Source organism: Gillisia sp. JM1 (genome assembly GCF_000424645.1).
In the GTDB taxonomy this organism is placed as follows: Bacteria; Bacteroidota; Bacteroidia; order Flavobacteriales; family Flavobacteriaceae; genus Gillisia.
The window spans coordinates 128,161-140,697 of sequence record NZ_KE384219.1 but is presented as its reverse complement, the minus strand read 5'-3'; the positions used below and the strand labels follow the sequence as shown (position 1 = coordinate 140,697).

At 34.5% G+C, this 12,537-nt stretch carries 8 protein-coding genes; 1 reads left to right on the top strand and 7 read right to left on the bottom strand.

The annotated features are described in order from the left end of the window. The first annotated feature begins 44 nt into the window (after positions 1–44). Complete coding sequence (locus tag H033_RS0114940) at positions 45–1,874, top strand: DUF885 domain-containing protein (RefSeq protein ID WP_026839031.1); 1,830 nt, start codon at positions 45–47, stop codon at positions 1,872–1,874. A 134-nt stretch (positions 1,875–2,008) separates the two neighbouring features. On the opposite strand, the gene H033_RS0114935 is transcribed toward H033_RS0114940, so the two are convergent. From H033_RS0114935 to H033_RS0114905, 7 genes are all read right to left on the bottom strand, one after another. After that, positions 2,009–2,689 (bottom strand): alpha/beta hydrolase, encoded by a 681-nt coding sequence (locus tag H033_RS0114935; protein WP_034886421.1) that lies wholly within the window; start codon positions 2,687–2,689, stop codon positions 2,009–2,011. A gap of 138 nt (positions 2,690–2,827) precedes the next feature. Further along, complete coding sequence (locus H033_RS0114930) at positions 2,828–4,138, bottom strand: DUF2254 domain-containing protein (RefSeq protein WP_026839029.1); 1,311 nt, start codon at positions 4,136–4,138, stop codon at positions 2,828–2,830. A 394-nt stretch (positions 4,139–4,532) separates the two neighbouring features. Continuing rightward, positions 4,533–5,744, bottom strand: coding sequence for a hypothetical protein (locus H033_RS0114925; RefSeq protein ID WP_026839028.1), 1,212 nt, complete (start codon positions 5,742–5,744; stop codon positions 4,533–4,535). Positions 5,745–5,882: 138 nt separating this feature from the next. Further along, positions 5,883–7,886, bottom strand: a complete 2,004-nt coding sequence (gene uvrB / locus H033_RS0114920) for an excinuclease ABC subunit UvrB (RefSeq protein ID WP_026839027.1) — start codon at positions 7,884–7,886, stop codon at positions 5,883–5,885. A gap of 70 nt (positions 7,887–7,956) precedes the next feature. Beyond that, entirely contained in the window at positions 7,957–10,704 is a 2,748-nt protein-coding gene (locus H033_RS21065) for a T9SS type B sorting domain-containing protein (RefSeq protein WP_026839026.1), read from the bottom strand. A gap of 22 nt (positions 10,705–10,726) precedes the next feature. Then, positions 10,727–11,563 (bottom strand): ABC transporter permease, encoded by an 837-nt coding sequence (locus H033_RS0114910; RefSeq protein WP_026839025.1) that lies wholly within the window; start codon positions 11,561–11,563, stop codon positions 10,727–10,729. Beyond that, entirely contained in the window at positions 11,564–12,466 is a 903-nt protein-coding gene (locus H033_RS0114905) for an ABC transporter ATP-binding protein (RefSeq protein ID WP_026839024.1), read from the bottom strand. Between the last annotated feature and the right edge of the window lie 71 nt (positions 12,467–12,537).

The following is a 12,537-nucleotide window of genomic DNA, read 5'->3' as shown; positions in this document are numbered from 1 at the left end:
TTACCATTATAAAATAAATTACAAATAACTTTAATTTTGATTGAATGAAATTTAGAATAAAAAGTATATTACTTCTCTTGTCTATAATAGTAATGGTTTCTTGTAAAGAAGATGCTTCAGATAAAGATATAACCGACTCTGAAATTGAAAAGAGTTCAGCTGAATTAAATGCATATTTCGATGCCGAATTCGAAAAAGATGTAGCAGATTCTCCTATGATGCAAACCATGTTAGGTAGAAAAACCGATTATGGTAAATGGGATGATTTTTCTACTCAAAAATATACAGATGATCTAGAGAAGGCTAAAAAGCGTCTAGAATATCTCGAGAAAAATGTAGATCAGGTTAGTTTAGATAAAAGCACGCAATTAAGCTATAGACTTGCTAAGCAGGGATTGAAAGAAGAAATTGCAGATTATGAATACCGTTTCTATAATTATCCTATAAACCAAATGCACGGATATCATTCTGAAATCCCAGCTTTCTTAATCAATATGCACCGTATAGATTCTTTGGCAGATGCTGAAGCATATATAGAAAGGTTGAACGGTATACCCAAAGTGATGGAGCAAATTGTTGAAGGATTAAAAGTGAGAGAACAAAATGGGATCGTACCTCCAAAATTTGTTTTTGAAAAAGTGATTGAGAATTCTCGAAATGTAATTAAGGGAAAGCCTTTTACAAACTCTAAGGAAGTAAGTACTTTATTGGAAGATTTTAAAAGTAAGTTGAAAACCCTTAAACTAACAGAGAAAGAACAATTGACTCTTATTAATAAGGCAGAAAATGCTCTAAATACTTCTGTAAGAAATGGCTACGAAAATTTAATTGCAAAACTAGAAGATCAACAACAACGTGCTACAACAGATCATGGAGCATGGAAGTTTCCTAAGGGAGAAGATTATTATAACAATCGGCTTAAAAGGACCACTACCACTAGCCTAACGGCAAACGAGATCCATGAGATTGGTTTAAGTGAGGTTAGCAGAATCTATGGAGAAATGGAAGAGATCATGAAAGCTACCGGATTTAAAGGTTCTCTACAAGATTTCTTTGAATTTATGCGAACAGATAAGCAATTTTACTATCCAAATACTGCCGAAGGTAAAAAACGCTATTTAGCAGAAGCTACAAGCTTAATAAATAATATGAAGGGTGAATTAAATGAGCTTTTCATAACAAAACCTAAGGCAGACATTGTAGTAAAAGCGGTGGAGGCATTCAGGGAGAAGAGTGCAGGGAAGGCATTTTATCAGCAGCCAGCTATAGATGGTTCCAGACCTGGAACGTATTATGCGAACTTGTATGATATGAGTGCAATGCCAACTTATCAAATGGAAGCTTTGGCTTTTCATGAAGGAATTCCAGGGCATCATATGCAAATAGCCATAGGCCAGGAATTAGATAGCATCCCAATGTTCAGGAAATTTTCATCTTATACAGCATATACAGAAGGTTGGGGGTTATATAGTGAATTGATTCCCAAAGAAATAGGCTTTTATAAAGATCCATATTCAGATTTTGGAAGATTGGCCATGGAGCTATGGAGATCATGTAGATTGGTAGTAGATACTGGGATTCATGCTAAAAAGTGGACCAGAGAAGAAGGTATTGCTTATTATAAAGAGAATACACCAAATGCAGAAAGCGATTGTGTGAAAATGGTGGAAAGACATATTGTAATGCCAGGACAGGCTACTGCCTATAAGATCGGGATGAATAAGATCGTAGAGCTTAGAGAAGAAGCCAAGGTTCAATTAGGTGAAGATTTCGACATCAGGGAATTTCACGATGTAGTACTGACTAATGGTGCAGTGCCATTGAATGTTTTAGAAGAAATGGTGCAAGAATGGGTAAAATCTAAGAAGGCATAATGTGGCCTTAAAATTATTGAGATTTATATAGGTCGATTTTCATCTTATAATATAAAAGTCACGGATTCAAGAATTAAATTTAATTAATTCGTGAATTCGTGGCTTTTTTTGATATATCTATTAAATCTTTCAAATCATTGGTCTAAATTTAGTAGCCAAAGTGCAGCATCAGGAAACGATTTTGCCCAGAGTTTTTCATTATGCTCCCCATCCGGAATAGAATCGATATTTATTTGTGTGTCTGAAGCTAGCTTAGAAGAAAGCAATTCTTTCATTTTAAACATGAGTGGCAGCATCGTTTCACTTTCTTTTTCTCCAGCTCTAAAATAGAATTGTAAATCCTCAATGTCTTCAGATTCTATACTTTCAACATAACTGAAAACATCTTCAGAATACCAAAAACTAGGGGAGAAGACTATTGCTTTACTAAATACATCTGGATGTTTTAAAGTAGCGTAATAGGAGAAAAGACCGCCTAAAGAACTTCCTCCAATAAAAGTGTTTTCAGCAGTTGTAGAAGTATTATAAAGGGAATCTACTTTTGGTCTTAGTGTGTTTAGAACAAAATCCAGATAAGCATCAGCTTTCCCACCTTTATATTCTGGGTGCGGGAAAGGTGTTAATTCATCAATACGCTTATCATTGCCGTGCTCTATGCCTATAACAATAAGATCTAAACCTAAACTGTCTAAAGTTTCATCTACTTTCCATTCTCCTGCATAGGAAGTTGAAATATCGAATAAATTCTGAGCATCTTGAAGGTACAACACAGGATGTTTTTCGGTTTTGGAAGTATGGGATTCTGGCAAATACACCCATATCTTTTTTAGAGTATCCAGCTGTGGTGCCTCTATTAAAAAGGTAGAGACATTTTTTGATGCTGAGGATTGAGCCTGAGTTGGAACCTCAACTATAAAAGAATAACAAGAAAAATGTATCCTAAGTAAAATTGTTTATTCATCTTCAGCAGCCTCATTTAATTGGAATGTAAAAGTTTCAGCCAAATTGGTAAGTCTTTCAATATCCACAGAATTTGTAATGACTTCTTTGGCATCTGCCAGCAAAAGAGTTGCTTCTTGTTTTATATTATCATAATAATCCTCATTATAGGTTTCTTGCTGAAGTAAATAATGCAACATTACTAAAAGCTTCTGATTAATTGTGACATCATGCTTACAATAGGTTCTAATTGCTACCATAACTTGATAAAGAAGGTCTTTAAAATCTACAGTAGTTATTTTTAAATAAGGCATTTCATCTCTGCGAATCACGTTTACATCCTTTTTTTTCATTCTTAGGGCAAATAATTCTGTAAGATAATCTATGGCATTTATTGCGGTTCCAGGATCGTTTATTCCTGGAGACATTGATTTTAAAATAATTTCAGTTAATTGTTTGAAACCTAGAATATAATTGTCTTCCACCAATTCTTCTCTTGCATAACTTATATTATTTAAAACTTGATCTACTTGCTCTTTTTTAAGCTCAATTTTGGATCTAAACAATGGAATCCCATTCAAAATGAAGTTGCCCTTAAATGGAATAAAATGAAGTTGCGTGTCATGCTCTTTACTGAAATTAATCATATTTGTGTAAGAGATATTCTGTAAATAGCCACTTTTTTCTGACTGGTATTCATACCAGTCATCACTATCGGGGAAAGGAGCCAAATGTGTGCCTTCCTGTTCAATAACTTCGTCCAATCTATTTTTCGATTTTGAATAAATCATCTTTAATATATTGCTTATTTGAATGGACTGTGAAATATTATGAATAAAAAAGATGAAGGCATAGAGACAAATTACGGTACCTATAACCCCCACTAGCACTGAAAATGCGGGAATTAGATATTTATCTCCTGTAGGTTGAACTGAAAACAGAATAAAGATGTTGTAAAGGATTGTAGAAAGGTAGATCCCTAAAATAATCTGGTGTTTTTTATCTGATATTAGTCCGGGCAATAATCGCGGTGAGAAGTTACTGGAGGCCTGACTTAATAAAAGCATCACCATGGAAAAACTAAAAACTATAACTGAAATAAGACCTGAAATAAATGCAGATAGTAATGTCATAGCTGTATTTCCATTATCCACTACCAGCACAGGAGCTTTTTCTAAAAGGTATTTGGAAATTCCTAGGTTTTCCAGATACATCATGAAAAAGGCGAAGAAAATTCCGAATAGAGCTAGCACTGTAGGATAAAAAGCAATTTTACTTTGCATAATATCGAAAAAGGATAGGCTACGATAATATAGTTTTTTCATAAGCTAGGTTTAAAATTTTAAAAATAGCATTTTAAGAATTAGCCTCTTACATACTTCACATTAATTTAAACTTTACATATAGCATAAATTACATAAAGTCTGTTACTTCGATGATTTCAAATTCGTTTTGAAATAAAAAACGAATTGAATTTCTTATAAAAGCCTATTTAAAATTGATGTTTAATTAAAGATTTTTTTAAAGTTTAATTAAATGAAATAAAGACCAAGGGGCAGTATCTTTTGCGCTAATTTATTTAAATTCAATCGGAATTAGAAAGCTTAAATATTGGTATTATAGGAATCAGAAATTCTGCACTGAGTATTAAGCTGGTAAGGACTGAATTCGGTTGAGGTTTTATAGCTAGATTATATCAATTACCCCTTCGAAGCCTGTTTATCTATCCAGTAAGATCCATCTATTTCCGGCACTTTGAATGGTGTACAGTTGATTAGCACCAATCGTAGTAATTGTCGAATTTGTTTTAACATCATATAAATTATCTGCATTAGAAAAGATCAGATTTTTAGTACCTATCGCATTCCAACCCATCAACCTTATAATTCTTCCCTTATTAATGTTTGCAAGGGGAATTAGTAACTGATTGACATCGTTGTTTATTCTCAAAGTGCCAACTTCATCTGTAATAACATAGTCCCCTATAGTGCTTGTTGTGGAAATATAATTTTCAAAATGCGGATATGTCCAATTTAAGTTCCCTGTATTGTCTAAAGCTAAAATTTGAAGATTACTTCCTTTTGTAGCCGGGAAAATATACTCGTCCTGTGGAGTCATTCCAATTCCGACTTTTCCCACAAAGTAACCAGCAAAAACTTTTGCAGTACTGCTTCCTATTGCAACACTATATAAGCCATAAATGGTTCCAAGACTTGTTTCATTCCCTATAATAGAATAAATCCCAAAATTGCTGCTTTTCGCACCCAAAGTCATTCCCACCCTGTTGAAGATCCCATAAATATCATTGGTTCCTGTATTTTGATAAGTTTCATTAAAAAAGCCATAATGAATCCCATTCCCAACTCCACCAACATTGTTTTTAAATCCATATTTATTGCCATTTGTTGCACTTCGATTGTCGCTAATTATCCCGTAGGTTGTAAGATTATCTACAGTTGGATTATTATTATCTACCTCCAGTCCTTTCTTAATTGCTGCATCTGCGGAAGAGTTTAAGGCTATTTGTAATTTTGAAGTAATATCTTGGGTTCCAATTCCAATATTTCCATTTCTAAAAAGTGGATCAGTAATGTTATTAGGACTTGCCGTTGTGGCTGGTTTATAGAAATTTTCTGAAGCATTTCCAGATAAAGCCTCCCATTTTAGCAAATCGTTATTCCAAAAGTAAAACCCACTTTTTGGAATGGGTAATATAGAATTTAAAAAGACCAGCATACCATGCTGATCTTTAGTGGGAGGATCTGCTGGGAATTTATGAATTCTCGGAATCAATATTCCATCAATTCCCAGTGGAGAATCAGGGGAATTTGAAACGATATCTAATTGAGCTTTGGGGGAAGAAGTATTTATACCGACTTGGCAAAAAGCGAAAGAGGGTATAAATAATAAAAAAAAGACATAATATTTCATCTGCATCACAATTAACCGCCAGAATAAATAGGGTTAATCTGAAGAATGAATTTTAAAGATATTAAATTAAGTGATTGATATTTAGTATTTTATAAAAAATTTGGCACAAAAAAACAAATATTAACTTAAAGCTCAATTTTAGCTCAATGCTTTGGTTTTATCTTGTAGCATTTTAATTTCATCACGAAGTCTTGCAGCGGTCATAAAGTCCAAATCTTTAGCGGCTGTTTCCATTTCCTTTCGTTTGGTCCGAATACGCTTATCCAACTGAGGTTTGCTGAAATATTCTGTTTCTTTTTCGGCTGCTTTTAAAGTAGGAGCAGTTTCTATTACATAAGGATCTAATTTATTTTTAATCAGAGAGCTTTCTATACTTTTTACCAGTGCTGTTGGGGTAATATTATGTTTGGTATTATAAGCAATTTGCTTTTCCCGTCTGTAGTTGGTTTGATCAATTGTTGTTTGCATGCTATTAGTGATCCTATCTGCATACATGATGGCTCTTCCTTCTAAATGCCTTGCAGCACGTCCAATAGTTTGAGTCAATGATCTATTACTTCTCAAAAAACCTTCTTTATCTGCATCTAATATAGCTACCAAAGAAACTTCTGGTAAATCCAAACCTTCTCTTAACAAGTTTACACCAATAAGTACATCAAAGATCCCTTTTCTTAGATCCTGCATGATCTCCACGCGTTCTAAAGTATCCACATCAGAATGAATATATCTACATCTCACATTTATACGGGTAAGATATTTTGTAAGCTCTTCAGCCATTCTTTTGGTAAGTGTGGTTACTAATACTCGTTGATCCTTTTCTGTTCTTATATGAATTTCTTCAATTAGATCGTCAATCTGATTAAGACTTGGACGAACCTCAATAATTGGATCCAACAGTCCGGTTGGTCTAATTACTTGTTCTATATAAACCCCTTCGGTTTTCTGAAGCTCATAATCGGCTGGAGTAGCACTTACGAAGATTACTTGATTTTGCATAGCTTCAAACTCCTCAAACTTTAAAGGCCTGTTATCCATTGCAGCGGGTAGTCTGAAACCATAATCTACCAAATTCTCCTTACGAGATCTATCACCACCATACATTGCATGTACCTGAGGAATGGTAACGTGACTTTCATCTACCACCATTAAAAAATCATCTGGGAAATAATCTAAAAGGCAGAAAGGTCTTGTGCCCGGTAGCCTTCCATCCAGATAACGGGAGTAATTCTCGATTCCTGAACAATAACCTAATTCCCGAATCATTTCAAGATCAAAATTCGTGCGTTCATCCAAACGCTTTGCTTCCAAATGTTTTCCAATATCCTGGAAATAATCGACTTGTTTAACAAGATCATCCTGAATCTCTCTTATAGCACCTTGAAGCACATCTGGAGAGGTAACAAACATATTTGCCGGATAGATATTTAATTTTTCGTATTTCTCCAAAACCTCATTGGTTTGGGGATCAAACGCCTCAATTTCCTCGATATCATCTCCAAAAAAGTGAATTCTAAAAGCATTATCGGCATAGCTAGGAAAGACATCTACAGTATCTCCCTTTATTCTGAAATTCCCACGATTAAAATCGGCTTCGGTTCTGGAATATAAACTTTGTACCAATCGATGAAGTAATTTAGTTCTGGAGATATGCATATCTTTTTCTATAGAAACAACATTCTTTTTGAACTCAACAGGATTTCCAATACCATAAAGACAGGAAACTGATGCTACAACTATAATATCTCGTCTTCCGCTCAATAGAGAAGAAGTAGTACTTAATCGAAGCTTTTCAAGTTCTTCGTTTATAGAGAGATCTTTTTCTATATAAGTTCCTGAGGATGGGATGAATGCTTCGGGTTGGTAATAATCGTAGTAACTAACAAAATATTCCACAGCATTATCCGGGAAGAATTGTTTGAATTCTGAATAAAGTTGTGCAGCTAAGGTTTTATTATGTGCCAAAATAAGGGTAGGCCGTTGAACTTCTTCAATGACATTAGCCACTGTAAAGGTTTTTCCAGAACCTGTAACCCCTAAAAGGGTTTGATATTGTTCATTTTTATCTAAACCAGAAACCAACTTTTCTATTGCTTGAGGTTGGTCTCCCGTAGGTTTGTAATCTGATTTTATTTCGAATTTCATTCAGTAGGTTCTCTTAACATTTCGCAATTGTGCAAATATAATACCTATTAAAATGGGTTTAAAGGGAATATTATCTTTTTAAGGAGAAGTGGCCTTTAAACTCCCTACCGTTTTCCAGAATCACATTAAACCAGTAGTCATCCCCTGGCATATTTCTATTGTTTAATGTGCCGTCCCAGCCCTTGCCATCAGGATCGAGTTGTTTAAGGAGTTTGCCGTACCTGTCAAAAATGTAAAGGCTTTTAATCTGATACTCAGGATCGGTAATTTTGTAAGGTTTCCATGAATCGTGGTATCCGTCATCATTTGGGGTGAAAAATTGAGGAAAACCAAAAATCACTATTTCCTGTTGTTTTATTTCACAGTTATTCTGGTTTTTTACATACATAGTATGTGAACCTCCCGGAACATTTGTAAAAACGGAAGATGTTTGATAATTGCCGTTAATATCGTCCAGGGAATATAGGTTTCCTTCATCATTGGAAGTGAAAACAGTCAGTTCACTGCTTTCTGTACTACTTTCAATTTCAATATCTATTATTTCAGGAGTTAGAAGTTCATTTACCAGAAATTGAACGGTTCTATCACAACCGAATTCCTGATTAACTATTCGAAGGGAATAGGTTCCTTCTTCTGATACTATTATTCCAGGGCTTGTTTCACCAGTACTCCATTCAAAACTAAATTTTCGCATATCGTTTATGCTTATCTCTGAACCTAAATTCAGTGGAAATTCTGAAGCACATAAATTAAATTCATTAGAGGCCAGAAAATTGGGAAAAGGGCTGACTTTTAAATCTAATTTTCCTGTACCGTAACATATCCCATCCCTTTTAGCAAGAATAAAAACAGTTTTCGATTTGGACATATAAGCTTCAGGAAAAGGATTTAAACCTGATGCCATATCATTTTCAGTCTCGTGGAAAGTAAGACTAGTATTTGCAGGTAAATTTAATTCAGAATTTATGGAATTTTCAAGAGTTTTAAAATTGAATTCAGCTTCCCCATTTCCAAGGTCACAAGCTTTCGCTGGTGAAGGATTCAACTTTACTCCTTTTCTGGTAATTAAAGTCACTTCGGCTATATCAAAACACTCAGAACCATAATGGCTCACTTTTGCATAAATCAATTGACCGGGAGCTTGATTCAAGTAGATTTCCGAAATTGCATTCTGATAAAGACTGTCAACAACTGCAGCTGCGGGGGTTTCATAAAAATATATTTCGGTATTTCTGTTTCCCAAAGTGATAGGGTCTTTTGCCAGCTGCAAATTGAACTCAGTAATTCCATCTGTAGGATCATTATCTAAGTCACATTGAATCAACTCATATTCTGGTAATATTTCGGGAATTTCAATTATAGTAATTTCTTTTCGCCAAGGATTAAATACTTCACCGTTTATGATCCTTGTTAAGCTCACAGTATAAGTCCCCGGTTGAGCATAGGTGTGAAAAGGTTCGACATCAGTGGAAAAACTTCCATCTCCAAAATCCCATTTCACCGAATCGTATGGTACATCGGTTGAAATAAAAAAATGGGTCTCATCTCCTTGGCATAGGAACTTAAAATCGAAATTTTCCAGAAATAATGATTGGATAAACGGTGGGAGCCCTAACTTAACAAACTTTGGAGAGATGTCTATTACATTATGCTCATAATTACTTGCATTTCCTTTTGCTTCGGGATTTTTTATTACGGAAAGCAAACTGTGATTTGATACAAAGAGCGGATATCCTGCTCTATAAATTCTTCCGTCTATAGCTAATTGTAGAGCTCCGGCAACATTGGAGGAGCTATTGATAATTGTTTGAGAGTAATTAATGTCAGAACTTTCAAGATCATACTGATATAAAAAACTATTTAGAACGACATTTCGTTCATTATTAAAATTCGCAGTAACATATAATTTTGTGCTTTTCGGAGAAAACTCAAGCCCGTAGGGATAACTCCCAGAAAGCAATAATTTCTCATCATCTATTTTACCTGTTAAATCGTCAAAATCATACAAAAACACTTTACCTGATTTTTTAGTCCCTGTAACGGGATCCCCTAAATTTGTTGAGCTATAAGCTACTGCAAGTTTTTTTCCGTTTGGGGAAATTTTAAGATACCCAATTGCGGTTACATTAACTTTATAATTATTTATGAGAGGGGGAACAGAATTCGGGGTGATAGAAATTACCGGAGTAGTTTCAACCCCATTTTGAGTAACTTTAAACGAATAAAATTTATTCGTTAATTGTGTTACTACCCAATAAGAAATACCATCGTTATGGACTACTGCAGATATTTTCTCTGAACTTTTATATTCATTTTCCAGAGAATTATTTGAGTTATAAGTTATCAGATGGAGGTTTTTCTGATTTGGTGTCACATCGCCTAAGCCAAAATTTAAGGACATATCCACTTCGGTATAATTCACTCCTTCTATTGGATCATCATCTTTAAAAGAATAATCGGGTTTGTCTACCGTAAAGATGTAATAGATACCCGGATGCAAGGGTTTAGGAACAATTATGGCAGACTGAGAGCTGGAAACATTTCCCATTAATCCCATACCATTTGGCATTATGGAATGTTGCCGGTTATATACATTGCTCCCATCTGTATAAAAAAGCAGATTCCCATTCCGGTCTGAAATTGTAGCAGAACCTTCCGAGGTTTGCAAGTTTCCATCTTGGAGTGCAACCGGTAGCCCAGTGTTAAAAGTTAATCCTGCATGATCTCCAAAATACCAGTTAGCAGCTTCCTTTTGAGCGACAACTTGCTGACACAGAAGTGTCAGGAAAAATGTTACCAATGCAAAAGGATGCCTCATATTTGCTGTTTTTACTGAAGATTTACAAATCTCTCTTCTTTAGTAGGGCAAGCGATAAATATACGAAGATAACTGTCCATACAATTACGATCAACAATTGATACCAATGCACGCCATAATCTTTATCTAATTCTTCTCCAATTTGGCTAGCTGCTGTTTTAATAAAATTTAATCTAGAAAAGGGCTCAATCACAATATTGCTCATAGCAGTAAGCGGAAAGAATTGCATAATGTTTTCTGGAATGTCGCTATCTCTAAATAATCTAAAATTTAAGATCCCATATAAAATCCCTTCAAAGATCCACCAGATAAATAGAAAGCCTAAAGCAAAAGCGGATCGTTTAATTAAAATTCCTATAAACATACAGAATGTAAAAAATCCAAGAAGCTTAATGAAATAGCCCACTATATATTCCATGTCTGAAAAAACTATGGATAATTCTGTGAAATCTGAAAATGAATATCCTAGAATAAGTGAAACAATCATTAGGAAAAAGGTTGAAATCACAGCAAACAAAAGAACGGTTATAAATTTTGATAAGACAAATTCTTTTTTGCTCAACCCATCAATAAGGTTCTGCTTCAAAGTTCTATGGCTGTATTCATTAGACATCATAGAAACTATTACTATTGCAAGAAAGAGCTTTAAAATTGCCGCTATATAACTATTGAAATGCCAGATAAAAGGAAAATTAAAGATCCCTTGATCAGCCAGTCTAAAATGTATAGGCCCCAAATCAAATTCAATAGAAGCGATCAAAGCGATAAAAGTGATTAAAATAAAATAGGTGCTAATAAGGATCTTAGCCGATCTGCTATATTTTAATTTATGTAATTCTATATTTAATAATCGTAACATTTAAAGTGCAGTTTCGTTGGTTAATTGTAAAAATTGTTCTTCTAGGCTTTCCTTTCTCTTTACCAAATAGGAAAGTACCATACCTCTTTGATGAAGAAATGAGTTTAAATCATCAGCTCCCATAGGTTCTTCTAAAATGGCAGTCAATAAATCTTCGTTTAGCGTGATCTTTCCAATAGAAGGATGTTCTTCCAATAACTGCTGAAGCTTAACAAGGTCATTTGCTTTTAGCTCGAAAAAGCCGTGACTTGCATTCATTTCATCAACTCTCCCGCTATACAGTTTTATTCCTTTTCTAATGATCACTACGTGAGAACAAACTTTTTCTACTTCATCCAATAAATGAGATGCTAAGAGAATAGTGGTTCCCATAGATGCGATCTTCCTGATGATCTCTCTAATTTGATGGATCCCTTGAGGATCCAATCCGTTGGTAGGTTCATCTAGAATTAATATCTCAGGATCATTCAATAGGGCAGAGGCGATGGCCAAGCGTTGTTTCATACCCAGAGAAAATGTTTTGAACTTACTATCCTTTCGATCTAGCAATCCAACTATCTCGAGTTTTTCATCGATCTTATTTTTGGACACCCCTTTGATCTTACAAACCAATGCAAGATTTTGTGAGGCGGTCATATATGGATAAAAATTAGGATGTTCTATAATGGCTCCTACTTTCTTTAATGCTTCGTGGGTAGAATCAGATCCGTCAAACCAATGAAAATCTCCACTGGTCTTGTTTACTACATTTAGAACCATTCCTAAGGTTGTAGATTTCCCACTTCCGTTTGGTCCTAAAATGCCATAAACATTCCCTTTCTTAATTATAAAGGAGAGATTATTTACCGCAGTTAAACTTCCATATTTTTTGGTAAGCTGATTTATAGTAAGAATTGTTTCCAAATTATTATGAATTTTTTAATAGGACGTCGAAGTTAACGTTTTGTTACTTCAGAAGTGAAACAGATAATGTA